General features: G+C 71.2%; 15 protein-coding genes. 10 read left to right on the top strand and 5 right to left on the bottom strand.

From position 1 onward, the window contains the following. Positions 1-81: 81 nt before the first annotated feature. From ACIRPK_RS24245 to ACIRPK_RS24235, 3 genes are all read left to right on the top strand, one after another. Entirely contained in the window at positions 82-1,140 is a 1,059-nt protein-coding gene (locus ACIRPK_RS24245) for a Mu transposase domain-containing protein (RefSeq protein ID WP_403041506.1), read from the top strand. Between the two features lie 148 nt (positions 1,141-1,288). Next, entirely contained in the window at positions 1,289-2,077 is a 789-nt protein-coding gene (istB, locus tag ACIRPK_RS24240) for an IS21-like element helper ATPase IstB (RefSeq protein ID WP_403041513.1), read from the top strand. A gap of 74 nt (positions 2,078-2,151) precedes the next feature. Continuing rightward, on the top strand, positions 2,152-2,556 hold the full coding sequence (locus ACIRPK_RS24235) for a hypothetical protein (RefSeq protein ID WP_403041503.1): 405 nt from the start codon (positions 2,152-2,154) through the stop codon (positions 2,554-2,556). A 42-nt stretch (positions 2,557-2,598) separates the two neighbouring features. Here the strand turns inward: ACIRPK_RS24235 and ACIRPK_RS24230 are convergent, their stop codons facing one another. Next, positions 2,599-3,174: a helix-turn-helix domain-containing protein gene (locus ACIRPK_RS24230; RefSeq protein ID WP_403041502.1), complete on the bottom strand. Its 576-nt coding sequence runs from the start codon at positions 3,172-3,174 to the stop codon at positions 2,599-2,601. Positions 3,175-3,358: 184 nt separating this feature from the next. Between ACIRPK_RS24230 and ACIRPK_RS24225 the strand changes: the two genes are divergently transcribed. Together ACIRPK_RS24225 and ACIRPK_RS24220 are read left to right on the top strand one after the other, a co-directional pair. Beyond that, entirely contained in the window at positions 3,359-3,973 is a 615-nt protein-coding gene (locus ACIRPK_RS24225) for a hypothetical protein (RefSeq protein WP_403041500.1), read from the top strand. 325 nt (positions 3,974-4,298) lie between these two features. Next, entirely contained in the window at positions 4,299-4,442 is a 144-nt protein-coding gene (locus tag ACIRPK_RS24220) for a hypothetical protein (RefSeq protein WP_403041498.1), read from the top strand. A gap of 18 nt (positions 4,443-4,460) precedes the next feature. Here ACIRPK_RS24220 and ACIRPK_RS24215 read toward each other — a convergent pair whose 3' ends face one another. Then, complete coding sequence (locus ACIRPK_RS24215; RefSeq protein ID WP_403041495.1) at positions 4,461-5,186, bottom strand: hypothetical protein; 726 nt, start codon at positions 5,184-5,186, stop codon at positions 4,461-4,463. A gap of 277 nt (positions 5,187-5,463) precedes the next feature. Between ACIRPK_RS24215 and ACIRPK_RS24210 the strand changes: the two genes are divergently transcribed. From ACIRPK_RS24210 to ACIRPK_RS24190, 5 genes are all read left to right on the top strand, one after another. Further along, positions 5,464-5,997 carry a hypothetical protein gene (locus ACIRPK_RS24210; RefSeq protein WP_403041493.1) on the top strand — a complete coding sequence of 178 codons (534 nt, stop codon included), beginning with the start codon at positions 5,464-5,466 and terminating at the stop codon, positions 5,995-5,997. After that, entirely contained in the window at positions 5,994-6,953 is a 960-nt protein-coding gene (locus tag ACIRPK_RS24205) for a hypothetical protein (RefSeq protein ID WP_403041490.1), read from the top strand. The genes ACIRPK_RS24210 and ACIRPK_RS24205 overlap by 4 nt, the downstream gene beginning before the upstream one ends. After that, complete coding sequence (locus tag ACIRPK_RS24200; protein ID WP_403041488.1) at positions 6,950-7,753, top strand: hypothetical protein; 804 nt, start codon at positions 6,950-6,952, stop codon at positions 7,751-7,753. Before ACIRPK_RS24205 ends, ACIRPK_RS24200 begins: the two co-directional genes overlap by 4 nt. Before the next feature lie 35 nt (positions 7,754-7,788). Then, positions 7,789-9,036, top strand: a complete 1,248-nt coding sequence (locus tag ACIRPK_RS24195) for a hypothetical protein (protein ID WP_403041486.1) — start codon at positions 7,789-7,791, stop codon at positions 9,034-9,036. Between the two features lie 736 nt (positions 9,037-9,772). Then, a complete protein-coding gene (locus ACIRPK_RS24190; RefSeq protein WP_403041484.1) occupies positions 9,773-10,414 on the top strand; it encodes a hypothetical protein in 642 nt (213 codons plus the stop codon). 140 nt (positions 10,415-10,554) lie between these two features. Here ACIRPK_RS24190 and ACIRPK_RS24185 read toward each other — a convergent pair whose 3' ends face one another. The 3 genes from ACIRPK_RS24185 to ACIRPK_RS24175 all read right to left on the bottom strand — a co-directional run bounded on the left by ACIRPK_RS24185 (position 10,555) and on the right by ACIRPK_RS24175 (position 16,209). After that, entirely contained in the window at positions 10,555-11,859 is a 1,305-nt protein-coding gene (locus tag ACIRPK_RS24185; RefSeq protein ID WP_403041481.1) for a hypothetical protein, read from the bottom strand. Beyond that, positions 11,859-15,143 carry a DEAD/DEAH box helicase gene (locus tag ACIRPK_RS24180; protein ID WP_403041478.1) on the bottom strand — a complete coding sequence of 1,095 codons (3,285 nt, stop codon included), beginning with the start codon at positions 15,141-15,143 and terminating at the stop codon, positions 11,859-11,861. The genes ACIRPK_RS24185 and ACIRPK_RS24180 overlap by 1 nt, the downstream gene beginning before the upstream one ends. Positions 15,144-15,993: 850 nt before the next feature. Beyond that, a complete protein-coding gene (locus ACIRPK_RS24175) occupies positions 15,994-16,209 on the bottom strand; it encodes a hypothetical protein (protein ID WP_403041476.1) in 216 nt (71 codons plus the stop codon). Positions 16,210-16,637: the final 428 nt, after the last annotated feature.

Raw genomic sequence — 16,637 nt, 5'->3', positions numbered from 1 at the left:
GAGCCGCGGCAGACCTTGTTGTTCTGCGCGTGGTTGGCCTGGTCGCGGTTCCGGGTGGTGATCCCGGTCTGGGACCGCACCTTGCCGACGCTGATCTCGTGCATCGACGCCACGTTGCGGGCGATCGGCGGGGCGCCGACCTACGCGCTGACCGACAACGAGAAGACCGTGACGACGGACCGGATCGCCGGGGTCGCGGTTCGCCACCCGCAGATCGTCGCGGCCGGCAAGCACTACGGCATGCAGGTCCACACCTGCGTCCCGTTCGACCCGGAGTCCAAGGGCGGCTCCGAAGCCACGGTCCGCATCGCCAAGGCCGACCTGGTGCCCACCGGCGCGAACTTGCGGCCGGACTACGGCTCGTTCGCCGAACTGCGGGGCGCCTGCGCGTTGTTCTGCCAGCAGGTCAACACCCGCACCCACCGCGAGACGGGGCGGACCCCGGCTTCCGCGCTGGACGTCGAGCGCCGGCGGCTGCACCAACTGCCCGTCACGCCGCACACGTTGGCCCTCGGTGAGTCCCGCACGATCCACACCGACCAGACGGTCCGCTTCGGGTCGGTCCGCTACTCGACCCCGCCCGGCCTGGTCGACCAGGAGGCGTGGGTGAGGGTCGACGGGGACGAGCTCGTCGCGGTGGTCGACCTGGCCCAACTCCCGCACCGTCCGGAGTGGTTGCAGGGCCCGGCCGGGCTGACCGAGGTCGCCCGTCACCGCATCGCTCTGCCGGGCCGGCCGGTCATCGACCCCGCGCACTACCCGGGCCACCCGCAGGACGCGGGCGGCGCCCCGCGCCCGCCCAGGCCCCGCCCCACGACGGAGGCGGAGGAGGCGTTCCTCGCGCTCGGTCCCGGCGCGAAGTCCTGGCTGGTGGAGGCCGCGGCCTCGGGCACCGCCCGGATGCGGGTGAAGATGGCCGCCGCCGTCGAGCTGGCCGCCCTGGTCGGCGGACTGGAGGTCGACGCCTGCCTGGGACTCGCGGCCGCGGCCGGCCGGTTCGCAGAGGACGACCTGATGTCGATCGTCCGCCATCGCGCCACCGGCCAGCGGCCCTCCGACCTGGTGGTCTGCGACGAGAAGCACTCGGCACAGCCCGGCACTTCGGCCTGGGCCGACTTCGGCCGCACCCCCGCTTCCTGATCTCGCTCGGGCCGGGCCCTGACGGGCCCGGCCCGACCAACCTAACCGCCGCCCGCCAGGGCGGCCCCTCGAAAGGTCCGTATCCATGACCAACGTCGCCTTCGCCGACTCGCTCACCCCCTCCGAAGCCCGCGTTCTGGGCTCGGTGATGCCCACTCCCGTTCCCGCGCCGCCGGCGGCGCCGCCGATCCCGGCCGACCTGGAGAACGTTCTGAAGCGGATGCGGTTCCCCTATCTCCGCAAGGCCGCCCCGGAGGTTCTGGCGACCGCGCGGGCCCAACGCTGGGACCCCGCCGAGGTGGTGAGGATCCTGCTGGAGAGCGAGATCAAGGGCCGGGACGAGGCGACGCGGCGCAATCACCGCAAGCAGGCCAACCTGCCCACCGGCAAGACCTTCGGCTCCTGGAAGGAGGAGGAGTCCTCGATCCAGCGGCCGATGCAGCACGCGCTCAGCACGCTGGAGTGGGTCCACCGCTCGGAGAACCTCGCCCTGACCGGCCCCTCGGGCACGGGCAAGAGCCACTTCGCCGAGGCCATCGCGCACAAGGCGATCGACGAGGGCATGCAGGTCAGCTGGTTCACGCTGGAGTCGCTGACCGCGACCCTGGGCCGAGCTGCCGTTGACAACTCGGTCGCCCGAACCGTCGCCAAGATCACCCGATGTGATCTGATCATCGTCGACGACATCGGCATGCTGCCCTGCGGCCAGGCCGCCGCCGAAGCCTTCTACCGGGTCATCGACGCCGCCTACGAACGCCGCTCGGTCATCGTCACCAGCAACCTCCACCCGTCCGGCTTCGACTCGATCATGCCCAAGACCATCGCCACCGCAGCCGTCGACCGGCTCCTGCACCACGCCCACATCGTCCTCACCGAAGGCACCAGCCACCGCCTCCAGCAGGCCACTACCGGACACGGAGTCCGCCCACTGGCTTGAGGCCGGACACTCCGGCCTGTCACCGGCCAGGGCTATCGTCGGCGCGGTCACCACCACACCATCCGGAGGACTTCATGAGCTGGGACCTGCTTCTGCTTCCCGCTCCCGCCGACGTCACCTCGGTCGACGAACTTCCCGACGACTTCCGCTCGGACCCCCTGGGCTCACGCGCGCAGATCGCGGCCGCCATGCGCGAGTGGATCCCCGGCACCGACCTCACCGATCCGGCCTGGGGACACCTCGCCGGCCCGGCCTGGTCTGTCGAGGTGAACATCGGCTCCGACGACCCCGTGGAATCGATCATGCTTCATGTCAGGGGCACCAGCAACGACGCCCTGCCGGCCGTGTTCCGGATCGCCGACGCGGTCGGCTGCCGGGTCCTCGACATCTCCGAGGGCACCTTCCTCACCTCACACGATGGCGCCACGAGCTGGCACGCCTTCCAGGACTACCGGGATCACGTCATACGCGAGGCCTGACCAACCCAGCCCACAGCGGCACACATTCGCCTGACCAGGTGACTACTCGTCACACCGGACAGGGAGATCAGATGTCCGCCCACGAGGCATTCGACTGACCGTCAGAACGGATCTCGGCGTGTCCGCTGACACCTTCTTCAGCCACCGCCGCACGGTGGAGGCGGAGATCGTGTCGGCGATGGCGCGGTCGATGACCTCGCGGGCCAGTTCCGGGCAGGACCAGCGCGACAGCGGCGCGCCGCTCTCGGCGGGCAGCTGACAGGCCAGGGCCTTGACCTGCGCGGCCTGCAGGGCGGTGAAGCGGGGCGGGCGCCCGGACCGCTTGCGGTCGGACAGTGCGGGCAGTCGGTTCCCGGTGAACCGACCCCGCCAGGTGCGGACGGTGTCCAGGTGCAGCCCGGTCTCCCGGGCGATGCGAGTGTTCGAGCGACCCCGTGCCGCGTGCAGAACAACCTGGGCGCGCTGACGGAGCCGGTGTTCGGTCTTGTGGCCGTAGGCCATCTTCTTCAGCCGCTCGCGTTCCGAGGCGGTCAAAGTGATCGGGCAGGCGGAGGCAACGGGCAAGGCAGGAAGGCCGATCGCGAGAAGCGGATCACGACAGGCCGCATCCTGCCGCACCCCGACACCTGCCTGTCCCGCAGGATGTCCGCTGTGCGCACGCTCTGGGAACACACCCGGCTCCAAACTTGAGCTGTTCCTGAACATGCACGCCAAATCCGTCTGGCCGCAGCTGGCCGGCCTGCGCATCCGCCTGGGAAACAGATAGCCTCCGGCGAGAACGGGCGGCTGATGGGGAGCAGACGTGAACATCGAGGAGATGCTGGACCGGCTCGCCGCGGTGATCGGGCCGCCGCCTGCGGGCGGAGTTGTCCCGGTCCCGTGGGAGCTCGGGCCCGAGGCGCTTGGATTCCAGCTGCCCGCGGACTACCGGGCGTTCGCCGACCGGTACGGGATGGTCAGCATCAGGGACGAACTGCACATCTACACACCGTCGAAAGCGCCCAGTTCCCAGACCGAGGAGCCGCTCGGCTTCGAGGGATTCCTGTACAACACGACGGAACCCTACGGATACTGCGCCTGGCTGGCCGAGTGCTACCGGGACGGGGACTACAGGGAGTGTCCGTATCCGCTGTTCCCGGCCGAGGGCGGCCTGCTGAAGTGGGGCAACAACTACAACTCCGACCACTTCTTCTGGCTGATGCGGGGCCCGGACCCGGACCGGTGGCCGGTTGCTGCCAAGTTCGACTCGTTGCTGGAGTGGGACGTGTTCGAGGGCGGTTTCCTGGAGTTCCTGCTGGCGGCGGTGACGGAGCAGTATCCGTACCATGGGGACGTTGTTCCCGGAGGGATGAAGCAGGTCGGTGATGCCCGTGCTTATCGCCCTCGGGGTGACTGGTCGAAGAACCTTCGGGAGTGAGCCCATGAACATGGTCAACGGCCAGGCCGGGGCGCTGCTGGAGGTCCTCGGACGGCTGGAGAGCACGGCGGGATGACTCCCGACTCCGCTCATAGATGTGGTGTCGACGTGGGTCAACCGCCCCGAGGGCTGGACGGTAGGGCATCTACCCGCACTCACCGGTGCGCACAGGGCGGTCTGATCCATCGCTTGATGTGCGCCTCCACCACCTGAGGCTCGGTCAACCCCCGAAGGACTTCCGAACTCGACCACTAAGCACACCCGCGGCCGCGTCACCACCGACGCCTACCCGCTGCGGCCCATCGAGGCCGATGTCCGCAACGGCGTGCACGCACCGGAGAGCGAACGGGACGGCCTCCGACGCGTCATCGACACCGCCTGGTCGCAGAGCGGCCGGCCGCGCCGGGCGCCGACCCACGGGGTCGGCCCCTGGCTCGGCGTCGGCCCGACCCTGCTCACCCGGGCGTAGGCCAGCGACCCCGACGCCTCAGACCTCAGCCACCCGGCTGACCCCAACCGCCTCACGCACGTACCCGCTGACCCACCGGCACCCGAACCCGTCCACCGCGTCCGGACGCAGCCCGCTCAGGTGCTCCCCCGCAGCGTCGACCAGGGCGGCGAGGGTCGGAGCGGTCCACACCAGGCTGTCCGGTTCCTCGCCGTCGTCCTGCGGCTCGGGCCGCTCGGTCGCGACCCACCCAACGGCCGGGCTGTACAGCACCCCCTGGAAGTACTCCGTCCCCAAGTCCTCGTCGAAGCCGGTCTGCTGGAAGAAGTGCACCGTGACGGTGCTGGCGCGCAGCTGCTCCAGCAACTCGGCCCCGGCATCGGGCGAGGTGTCCAGGTGCTCCTGCAGGCCCGTAGCGGCGAACTGGCCCAAGTCCTTGGCACCGTCTCCCGGGACCGCCAGCAGCCACCGCTCCATGTTCCAGCCGGCCTGCTCCGGGTGGATCGCATGGAAGCCCTCCTCCACCACCGGCTCCCCCACCCTCGGATCGCCGGCGGCGGACGGCAGCTCGACACAGGGCGGCGCGTAGATCCCCGCCTGGTGCAGCTGCTTGCGGAGCCGTCCCTCGTCCTCGGGCGACACCCCGCGGGCAGCGGTCAGGAACACTGCCAGGAACTCCTCCTGGACGGACTCGGTGAACTCCACCCCCGCGGGCACCCGCAGCGGTGCCCCCTCGACGATCGAACGGACCGTCTCCGCCAGCATCAGCGCCACCTCCCGCCTGACACCACCAAGGGAAGGGGCCTGCCCGGTGCCGCCGCCACCGACTCCGCTCCCCCGGCCAGCTCCCGCCGGCTCCTCACTCCCAACCTGCTCTGCGCTGTACACCATCGACCCGCTCCTCCCCTTGCCGTGCGCCGCCCGCCCCGCAGCTGCAGGACGGAGCGGCTACTTTCCGAAACTGGCCCCAAACTGTCAGTACCCATAGATACCCTCCAAGGCGAGCGGCCGGAGCCGCTTTCGACCTGATGGAGGGGCACGGGTGGACACGGTCTCCGCGCGGTTCGCGCAACTGCAGAAAGACGTAGGACAACGGCACGCCACCGCGGCCGCGCTGACCCCCGGGGCCGACGGCCGCCCGCAGGCGTTCGCCGACCTGGTAACAGCCACCGACAGCCTCCTCACCTACGCCGCGCAGGTGCCCAGCCTCCGCGCGGAGCCCGCGCGGCGCGCCACCGAGCAGTTCGCGATGTGGACCCGCCGCGGCGCTGCGGCTATCACCGCGCTCACCTCAGCCGCCGTAATTCCCGGATGGGTGGCCTGGGGCTGGCTGCTGCTACTCCTCCCCCTCCTCCTGGCCACCCTGGGCAGTGGATGGAAGGCCCAGCCGCTGCCGAAAAGCCGACCTCACCTACGGCACCGGGTCAGTGCCGCACTGCTCGCCGTGTGCGCCCTGCTGCTCGCCGTGGTGGCCACCGGCACGCTCAGCGCCTGGTGGGTCCTCGCCGCAGCAGCCTGCGCCGCCGCCAGCTTCCTCACCGGCCTGCCTGACGACCCCAACGGGGGCACCAAGTGAGCACCCCCTACGGCGACGCGGAGCAGCAGGTCCGCCGGCTGAGCCGCTCGGTGGACGAGGTCGAGTCCGACCTCCGAGGCCTGCGAGAGGAGCACGAACAGCAGGCCAGCGAGACGAGCAGCCGCCTGGACTCCGCCGAGTACAAGCTCCGCGAGCAGGCCGGCGAGATCGAGGCCCTGGAGCAGCGGGCCGACGAGGCCGACGAAGAGGGCAAGGACGTGCGCACCCTGGTCGAGGACCTCGGCCAACGGGTCGCCTGGCTGGAGCGGCGCGTCCGCACCGCCGCCGGCGGGGCCGCCGTCGACCTGGACGCCACCGACAACGAGATCGACCAGCTGGTCACCAAGGCCGCCGCCGGGCGGGCCGCTGAAGCCCGGCTGCTCCCGGCGGCCGATCGCGCCCGCCATCACCACAACCTGGTCGCCTACACCGAGGCGACCGCTTCCCTGGAGCAGGCCCGCAGCGCTGTTCTGGCCGCCAGCGGCACCCTCGCGCGCGCCTCGCTCGGAAGCGATGCCTTCACCGAAGCCGCCACCGCCTACCGCACGGCCACCGTCAAGCTCAGGTCGACCACCGCCCAGACCGACCGGCTGATGGGCGCCGTCGCCGCCGCCCGCACCGCCCTCGACCGCGACCAAGGCTTCGACCAGACCTTGGCAGAGGCGGCCGAAGCGGGCCAGGACGCCCACGACCACCTCGTCCGCATCGCCCACGCCCGCATCGGCGCCGCCGTTGCCGGAACCGGTCTCCTGCCCGTCTGGTTCACCACCGCGCTGGGCCCGATGCCACCGCGTGCCGACACCGCGGGCTGGCTCGACGCCGCCACCGACGCCCTGGTCTACCGGATGCTGTACGGCGTGCGAGACGAAGTGCTCGCCCTCGGCCGCATCCCCGCACAGGCCACCGCCCGGCAGCGCGCCGACCGCAAGGACGCCGAGGAGGGCCTTCGCCGGTGAGCGCCACCGCCCCGGCCGAGACCCTTCCGCCAACCAGCCCCCGGCCCATCGACCGCGGCCTGGCCGACCGGACGATGCACGCCCTCCACCTGGCCGGACTGCCCATAGCCCACGGCGGCCACGGCCCGGGTGTCCACCTCAGGCCAGCCCAACCACTCCGCGACGACGACTACTGCGACGGCCTCATAGCCCTGCACTGGATCCCCTCCCCTCGCCTGGTCGCGGCGGCCGCCACCGAGCAGCACCAGCAACCCGCACACCGCGCGCAGCAGGTCGTCGTCCACGCCGTCCAGCACGCCCTGACCGCGATCCTCCCGGCCCTGGGCGCGGCCGCTGCGCAGTCCTTCACCCTGTGGGAGATCCGGGTCGACCACACCATCCTTCCCGTGGTCGAACTCGCCTCCCCGCCCCTCCCCCGCCCCACCGGCCCAGCCCCCGTCGCCCCTGGCACCTTGCCCGACATCACCGCTGCCGTCCGGCGCAGCGCCGCTCTCGCAGGCCTGCCCGTCGCTGACCGTCCCGGCGACCCGGGTATCGTCCTGCGCCCTTGCCCACCCCTCGGCCTCGACGACGACACCACGGGCATCCCCGATCTCGGCTGGAACCCTTCCCGGCGTCTCACCTCCACTCCCGGCCGGGCCGCCTGGAATCTGCGCGGATCCGTGGAAGACGCCATGCGGCCGGCGCTTGCCACCGCCCTCGGCGCCTGCGGCCTCGAAGCGTGGTGGCGCAAGCCCCAGCACCTCCCGGCCCAACTGCGCGCCTACGGGCCCAGCACTGCCCCGCCGATCCGACGCTGAACCCCAACGCGGCCGCTGCCGAAAGGACGTTCCGAGTGGACCTCTTCGACATGGACGAAACCGAACTCGCCGCCAGGCTGCAGGACGCCTTCGCCGCCATGACCCCCGAGCGCTCATCCCGCGCGCAGGCGCTCCACCTGGCCGCCGCCCTGTCTGGACGCGCCGCCGCCCGCGACAGGGACGGCCAGGCCTGGACGGTGCGCGTGGACGCCGACGGCACTGTTCACGCCAAGGCCTCCGACGGAACCCTCGTCATGGGCTGGGCAGCTGTCCACCAAGCCGTTCCCGAAGTCCTCGCGCCCTTCGAGACTGACACCCATCACCGACCCCTCGTCCCTGACGCCGGCCCCGGGATGACGTTCGACGCCCTGACCAAGCCGACCTTCCCCTTCCCGGACGACGACGACCTCGAAGCCGCCTTCGACCATGACCCGCAGCACCTCGCCGACCTCACCGCTGCCATCGCAGATCTGCGCCGGCAGTGGGAGGCGGTCAGCGTCGCCCTCCGCGTCGAACAGGCCGCCGTCCAACTGCGGGCCAAAGCTCCCCAGGTCCCGACCCTGACCCTCAACGACCAAGAACAGATGTGGTGTCGCTCCGTCAGCTGCGGCTGGGTCCGCACCGACGCGATCGTGGAGGCCGCTGATCCCGTGTGGGGGATCATCAACCGATCCGGCTACGAGCGCTCCTCCTCCTGGATCCCGCGCGCCGCCACCGAACTCCTCGCCGAACCCCCAGCCGACGTCCCCGCGTTCCTGCGCCACCACCTGCTCGACAACGAAGGCCCCGTCGACCTGATCACGATCGCTGGCCCCGAAGGCCCCGTCTACAACCTCAACAGCGGCGGCGCGCACCGAACGCATCTGTTCCGCATTCTCGGCCTTCCCTGGCTGTTCGCCACGCAGACCGCCCTGATCACCCCTTGGGAGATGACCCGGAACATCGAGGAGGCCGACCACTGGCAGGGCCTGATCGACCACGGCCTCCTCCATGGCACCGTCAACCGCCGTACCTACGTCGCCACCCTGCGCATCAGCCACTGCCCCGCGCCGTGGATGCTCGCCGAACCGGAGACCGCCGCGGCGTACAACACCGCCTACGAGCGCGCCTACCCCGGAGCCCTCGGTCGTCTCGGCGTCCCGCCCCACGCCCTGACCGACGCAGCCTCCTGGGAGACCTGGCTGCTGACCCCCGTCGTCCAGGCCGCACCCCCAACGCGCGGACTCAGGCGACTCCTGAACCTGCGGCTCCGAACCGGCCGCGACGCCGCCCGCCGGCCCTGAGCGACACTCTCACAGCGGATTCGCCATGAGGTCATCCACCGAGCCGAGGCGCTGGCGCCTCCATCGACAGGCCGCGGGCGCGAGCACAGCAGGAGCTCAGGCCCGCCGTCGGGCCGTCGGGCCGCAGGTCTCTGCGCAATCCGGCAGAGACCTGCCCTGCGCAACGGCCAACGCGGCATGCGCAGACTCTGCGCACCCGTGACCAGCATCGATGAGCTGCCACACCTCCAACGGGGCATCCTGCGCAATCCAGGGCAACCGTCTGCGCAGAGGAATCTCTGCGCAAGCGATCCGCTGCGCAGAGGGGACTGCGCAACGCAATCCCCACTGCGCAGACCGGGAGTCTGCTGTCGCCCGGGCTGTTGCCGCGGAAGATTGACCGCCCAGGAGCCCATGCCAGCGATCCACGACTCGGACCTCATCCGAGCAAGCCAACGCGCCGGAACCCACAGGAGCACAAGAGTATGGATAGATCGAACTGCCGGCGTTGTATGAAGGGATCCCCGAAATGGCTCCTGAGCCGTCCGACCCAAAGCGGGTTGCCGCCCAAGCCGGACTAGCGCAGGTGGCCGCGCAAGCTTCGGCTCCGATGCCCGGCATCACGATGACTGCAGAGGTAGCCAAAGCGGTCGCGCAGGCCCCTGAGGAGCCCGGGAATCTCACGAGGCTCGTTCTCAGTTCGCCCGGTATCCGACCGCGAAAGTGCCAGGAGATCGTACCCGCCTGGTGGCGGTTGGTGAGCACTTACGACAGCGTGACGGGCCTGTTCGACACGCTGCACCTGGTCCGCCGCACCCGTGCAGAAAGGAACACCACCAAGACGACCCGCGGACGACTGCACTCGGATGCCCAGGATCTGCTGCGGGCCGCCATCGTGTTCACGTCGGCTGGTTTGGATGCTGCGGTCCAAGCGCTCATCCACCACGCGGTGCCCACCCTGATTACCCTGCCAGGCACACCGAGGAGCAAGTACGAGACCTTCATCGACGAGCAGGTGCGGGCACCCAAGACGGCCGACGAGTTTTTGCTCGCGCTCAAGGCGCAAGACCCTCAGGCTGAGCTGCTGAACCTCTACCTGCAGAGCAAGACCAAGGCGAGCTTCCAGGGCAGCAGCGATCTTCGTAGTCGCGCTGGATCCTCTCTAGGGATCACCAATCAGCAGATCCCCAAGAGACGCTTCGACGCGTTGGATGTGTTCTTCACTGCAAGGAACGATGTCGCACACCGCCTCGACATGGAAGGTTTCGAGCAGCGCGCTGCGAAGCCCCCAAAGAAGCTCCGCGTTCAGCAGGACGTGCTCCACATGTGCGATCAATCCCTCATCCTGGTCCGTGACCTGATCGTGAAGACGGCCGCCAACTTGTCCGACCGTCGCTGACCCGGCCACCGCAGCGGTCATGGTTCGAGTGCTCAGAGCCGGTGGCGCGGGCCCCTCGCTGGTCGACTCCATCGACAGCCTGTTGCGCCGAGGCGCTACAACGGGGCTGAGCCAGCTCGGCCCAACAGTCCTCAGCCGAACTACCTGGGGGCGGACAGCCGTGCTGTCCGTGCTGCCCGGAACGCGGTCGCCGACTCGGTGCTCGCTCCGGCGACCGGCTGCCAGCTGCCCCCGTGGACGGCCACGAACGGGTGCCATCTGCCGTCGGAGCCCAGGCGCACCTGCGCTCCGCCTGCTGACAGGGCATTCCCTTCGGCGGTCAGCGAGCCCCGTGCGGTGGGCTGCGCGGCCGTGATGGCGGCCGCGGCTGCGGCTACCGATGCCGGGTCGGCCTTGGTCAGGGCGTCCGCTGCCTGGACGCCGGCCGGACCGCCGTGCCGGTAGGCGACCACCAGGCGCCGGATCTCGGCGGGAGGCCGCCCCAGGCGTTCGGCTACGGCTTCCGCCAGCGGCGCCCCCCGTGGGGTGGCCAGGTGGCGGACCGCGTCGGTCAGCGCATTGAGTCCCACCTCGATCGTGCGGCTGCGCAGTACGGCGCGGGCGCGGGCGGCGCCGTCCGCCACGATGGCGGCCAGGCCGGGGCTCACCGCCGGCACTGGCGACGGAAGGACGGGCATGGCCGGCAAGGCCAGCTCCTCAGCCGCCTGGCCGGGCTCCTGCGACTGCTGGAACAGCAAGGCGGCCGCGGTGCTGCCTGGCGGCGGCGCCGCCCCCGGCTTCCGTGCGATCCCCGAAGAGGGCCGCGGCACCAGGTTGCCGGCGGCAGTGGGGTCCGGTGCCGCCACGGCGGGACACGGACGGGGTGCCGTGGCGGACAGGCGGGCGGAGCTGACTTTCGCCTGCAGGCGCCCCAGGGAGCAGCCGCGCAGCGCGAGCAGGGCGGCCGGTTGCTGGCGGATGCGGGAGGCGAGGGCGTGGGCGAGGACGGCGGCGTGCTGGCAGAAGAAGCCGCCCGGCCCGGTGGCCGCCGCCGGGTGGGCGGTGCAGTCGAAGGAGAAGTCCGGGGGGAGAACGGGATGCCCGGCCGTGTTCCCGGCCTCCAGCAGGTCGGGGTGGACCCGACCGGTCTGGACGGCTCCGAGGATTTCGGGGTGCCCGAGGACGGCGGCGGCGACGTCGTCCCACTGGGTCTCGGTCAACGCGCCGACGACGATGGTGGTGCGGGCCTTGGGCGCACCGGGCAGGGTGACCGAGCACAGCAGATGTCCTGGCCGGGAGGTGTCGAGCTGGCCGGTGTAGGCGGTGTGCGGCATTCCCCTGGTGGCTTCCAGCCGGGTGCGGTGACTGCCCACAGCGGCGGCGACGGCATCGAGGAAGGCTTCGGCCCACAATGGGCCGACCCCGACCTGGGAGGGGGCGGCGGGCGCGGGCGGGGTGGTGGTCATCAGCGGCTCCCGAGCGAGACGAGGGCGGACAGGGCCTGGTCGTCGAGGTGTGCGAGGTCCATCTCCCCCGACGGGAGGACGGCGTCGGCCAGGTCGCCCTTGTGGGTGACCAACCGGTCGATGCGCTCCTCCACTGTGCCGGTGGCCAGCAGGCGGCGGACGTGAACGGTCCTGGTCTGCCCGATCCGGTAGGCGCGGTCCGACGCCTGCTCCAGCGCGCTGCTGGTCCACGGAGAGTCGTAGTGGATGACCTGTGTCGCGGCGGTCAGCGTCAGGCCCGTCCCTCCAGCCTTGACTGACAGCACCAGCACCGGCAGTCGGCCCGCCTGGAACTCCTGCACCAGGTGCGCGCGCTCCTTCGCGGTCAGTCCGCCATGGAAGAACGCCGCCCCGTGGCCGGCGGCAGTCAGGCAGGCAGCCAGCACGTGCCCGATCTGCACGTAGTTGACGCACACCAGCATCTGCTCGCCGCCGCGTCGCGCGGCATCGGCGATCCGCAGCAACTCGTCCAACTTGGCCGAGCGCTCCCGGGCCCGGGGGATGTCGGCTGCCACCTTCCCGGGGTCCTCCCCCAGGTAGAGCGCGGGGTCGTTGACGATGGTGCGCAGCGAGTGCAGGAGGGCCAGGACGCGGCCCGGGCGGGCGCGGCGAGGCCGCGTGTTCAGGTCCTCCAGCGTTTCCCGGACCAGTGCCTCGTAGAGCGCGGCCTGCTCGGTGGACAGCTCCACCCGGTGCAGTGTGCGGATCTTCTCGGGGAGATCTGCTGCGATCTCCGGATCGGACTTCAGTCGGCGCAGCACGAACGGTCCGGTCAGGCGGCGCAGAAGCCGAGCCTGCTCGCTGTCGGCATCGCGGTCGGTGTGGCGACCGATGAGCCGCTGGAAAGTGCTGAGAGTGCCGAACAAGCCCGGGTTCAGCCAGTCCAGGAGCCGCCACAGCTCGGCCGAGCGGTTGTTGACCGGCGTCCCGGTGAGCGCCAGCCGGTCCTCAGCCGTGAGTGAGCGGATCGCCCGGGCGGCCAGGCCGTCGCTGCCCGCGATCAGGTGCGCCTCGTCGGCGACCACCAGGTCCCACGGCCGGGCGGCGAACACGGCGGCGTCCCGGGCGAGCGTGCCGTAGGAAGTGAGGACCACCGTGCCGGGGGCCAGCACCTCGGGGAGCTGGCGTCCGGCGCCGTGGTGGCGCACCACCGTGAGGGTGGGGGCGAACTTCGCGGTCTCGCGTTGCCACTGATCGAGCATCGACGTGGTGGAGACGACCAGGACCGGCCCGGCGGTAGCGCGGCGGCGGTGCAGGATGAACGCCAAGGTCTGCAGCGTCTTACCCAGGCCCATGTCGTCGGCGAGCACCGGGCACAGCCGGAGCGCGGCCATGCCCGCCAGCCACTCCAGGCCGCGATGCTGGTAGGGCCGCAAGGTCGCCTTCAAATCTGGCGAGACTGCGACCGGCTGGCGGCCGCGTTCGCCGCCGCGCAGGGCCTCGACCACCAGTGCCAGCCCGCCCGCGGGCCGACACGGCACCAGCTCACCCCCGACGGTGAGGACCCCGGCCAGCGCGGAGGTGAGCGCCTGGCGGGTCGGCAACTGCTCCAGCACGCGGTGCCGGACCCGGGCCAGTGTCACCGGGTCGACCAGTAGCCACCGGTCCCGCAGCCGGACCAGCGGCCGGTGCGCCTCGGCCAGCAGATCCATTTCGTCTTCCCGCAGGTCCGCACCGTCCAAGGTGACCTGCCACCGCCAGTCCAGCAGGGCCTCCATACTCAGACCCCGTCCGTCGGGACCTGCCGAGCCGGTACCGATCACGGTGTGGCTGGCGAGTCCCCCGACCAGTGACCCTGGCCAGTCGATCCGCATCCCGGCCTCGGTGAGGCGCCCGGCGAGATCCGCACCGACCAGTTCCCCCGCCTCCTGGACGCTCAACGCGAACCCCTCCCCTGCGTCCGCGAAGGCTGCGCGCTCCAGGGGCTTCCACACCGCGGCCGCGCGCCGAAGGACCCGGCGCAGCGGCCGCTGGTGCCACTCCCCCACCGCCGTGCCCTGCTGGTCGGTCCCGATCCGGACGGGCAGCAGCATCTCCCCCGCCGCCGTGGTCTCCGGGATGCCGACCGTCAGCACCGCGACCGGCTCCGGCCGGTGGTCCAGATCCCGCTCGATCCCGTCAGTCCACGCTCGCACCCCCGGGGGCTGCACCGCAGGCGTCGAGGCGAACGCCCCATCGCCGTACAGGAGTGCCGCACCGGGGCCGCGCACCAGGAGATCCACGACATGGTCGACGACGTCTGCGGCGGCGCCGGCCGCGTCCCGCACGCACAGTGGTTCGCTGGCGGTCAGGGCGGCGTGGCCCTCGGGCGGCAGCGCGGCCGCAGCCACTCTCAGGGCGGCGTCGAAGGCCTCGCTCGGCACTGGCCGCCACACGTCCCGGCCCGTCGGGTCGATCGCGGGGTAGACGGCCCCGTCCGCGATGACCCGCGCGGCGAAGTCGACCACGGCCGCCCACCCAGCCACCGATCGGTGCGCAGCCGGCCCGGGGGCCAGCAGGACGGGCAACAGGTGCTCCAGGGGCACCGACCAGCCGGAGACCTGCGCCGCCCGCACGGCCCCGCGCTCGTCGGCGAGCACCAGTTCCTCGGTTGCCGTTTCCGCCGGAAACGGTGGGCGGGCCGCACTGACCGCGTGCCCGTCGGGCCGGTAGAGCACCAGCCAGCCGGGCCGTCCCGGGGCCGTCGTCAGCGCGCATCCATGCGCCACCGCCCACTTCAGTGCCTCCTGCGGGCCCTGCCATTCGGCGGGCTCGGACCGGGAGGGCTTCGGGCTGCGCGGCAGTGGCATCACCACTTCCATGGACGCCGGTGCCACCGTTCCGTCGCCGGGGGAGGACCGGGGGAGACTGTCCGGCTCGCGCAGGCCCGTCGCAGCGGCGAGCAGCGACGTGAGCGCGGCATCCACCGCCAGTCGCTTGGACCGGCCGACACCTGGCCGGCCCGTAGTTCTTCCTCGGCGCAGTTGCAACGACGCCGTGACGGTGTGCTCGGGATGGTGATCAGGACCCCGCCGCTGAGCGTCGAACTCAACCGGCGGGGCCTGCTCGGCCTGACGGAGCAGGTTCACGATCCCGGCCGCCAGCCCCGGTACTCGGCCAGCGGCGTCCAGGGCGAGGTCCTGGAGAGGCGTCCAGGCGGGGGAGGCGGGGCGCTGAAGCAGGGCCAGCCAGTCGCGGGGGCCGATCTGGCCCACGTCAGCCCGCTGGGCCAGTGCTTCCGACAGCCCGGCCGGGGGAGTAGCCAAGTGGAGTGCTCCGCGAAGGGCATCGGAGAAACGGTCCGCAGAGAGGTGGTCCCAGACGTGCCCGACGTTCTCCGGGGTCAGAGAGGGCGAGGGGATGAGCAGTCCGGGATCGTCGGCCGCGGCCGGGGATTCGGCGGCCGGGTGCTCTTCGGTGCGCTGGCCTGCCAGAAGGGCGAGTAGTGCAGCTGAGGCAAGCTGCCGTGCCGCCTTCTTCGTCTCCGCCGTCCGCTCCGGTCCGGTCACCGGGCCCGACGGAAGGGCGAGGGCCATTGCGCACCGGTGCCCAGCCTCCGTGGCTAGACCGAGCGGGGCCTCGACCGGGCACGCGGCAGGAAGACCGGCGATCTGGGTGTGGATCGAGAGCAGTGACGGGGCGAGTTCTGGTTGGGAGCGAAGGCGTTGAAGCACGGCCTCACGGGCGGGCTGCCAGTTTTCCCCTTCGATCTCCAGCAGCACCGTCCGCAGGTCGCGCACAGGGAGCTCTCCTGATCCGACGCGGCGCACCGCTTCATCCCGGAGCGCGTCGACGCCTTGTCCGGCTGCGGCGGCTGACAGCGCTCTGGTGAACTCCTTCGCGGTGAGTCCCTCCAGTCCGGCCTGTACCGGGATGCGGCCGGCGGAAGGGGTGAGCGAGGACGGGAGTGGACGAGAGGTCACCGGCACATCGGACTCCAGCAGTCGGGGCAGGGGCACGGGCATTGTCCCGAATGCCTAGGACAGGCGCTCCCAGGCCGCGCCGCCGGTCGTGACCACAGCGTGCTGTCGGGGATCAGACGAAGGGCGCTCGGGCCGTTTCCGCCGGAAACGGCCCACAGGCGGCGAGGTGGCGCTCCTGGCGGGTGAATGGCGGTCAGGCTGCTGCTTCAAGGTGCCTGAAGGCCGCGCGCTCGAACGCAGCCAGACGTTCGAGTTCCCTTTGCTGAGCGTCGGCGGTGCCGAAGAAGGCGACCGCCGGGTGGGGCTGGATACCCGCCTCCCAGCGGCTCTTGACGACCAGGTGGACGGAACGCAGCTCGCTGACGGATCGGCTGATAGTCGAGGAGGAGAGTTCCAGCTGTTGGGACATCCGATTCTGGCGGGTCCCTTGCATCCACCTCTTCTCGACGAGCAGATCCCAGAAGCGGCGCGCTCGCGGAGAGTGAAGAGAGTTCAGGCGTGGCGCCGGGATGAACTTGGTCCAGGGCCGCGTGTGAGCCGCAGCGCTGTCCCACCTCGACGGGCTCCATGCAGGGCGACATCCCGCCTTGTTGGAGGTCCGCGGCACAAACGGGGGTGCGGTACTGCCGGAGGTAGTCAAGGGCAGATTCAGGCACGGGCAGGTGGCGCTGGCGGCGCTCGAACATCTGCAGGAGGGCGTCGAAGCCCTCCGGGTCCATCACGACGCGCAGGCGGCCGTCGCTCCGTACTGAGGCGTATCCCACACCCTTGATCAAGGCTGCTGTCAGCGGCTCATGGGCCGTGGAGGACTCACCGGTAGCGCACATGGGCGACTTC

It is taken from the genome of Kitasatospora sp. NPDC101801, assembly GCF_044766665.1.
GTDB lineage: Bacteria > Actinomycetota > Actinomycetes > Streptomycetales > Streptomycetaceae > Kitasatospora.
Note: the sequence above shows the minus strand (reverse complement) of the source record. Positions and strands in the feature narration are given on the sequence as shown.

Bases quoted from the DNA above. Each gene is read 5' to 3' on its own strand.
- istB (WP_403041513.1), top strand. From the start codon at position 1,289: ATGCCCACTCCCGTTCCCGCGCCGCCGGCGGCGCCGCCGATCCCGGCC.
- ACIRPK_RS24235 (WP_403041503.1), top strand. From the start codon at position 2,152: ATGAGCTGGGACCTGCTTCTGCTTCCCGCTCCCGCCGACGTCACCTCG.
- ACIRPK_RS24215 (WP_403041495.1), bottom strand. From the start codon at position 5,186: ATGCTGGCGGAGACGGTCCGTTCGATCGTCGAGGGGGCACCGCTGCGG.
- ACIRPK_RS24185 (WP_403041481.1), bottom strand. From the start codon at position 11,859: ATGACCACCACCCCGCCCGCGCCCGCCGCCCCCTCCCAGGTCGGGGTC.
- ACIRPK_RS24175 (WP_403041476.1), bottom strand. From the start codon at position 16,209: ATGTCCCAACAGCTGGAACTCTCCTCCTCGACTATCAGCCGATCCGTC.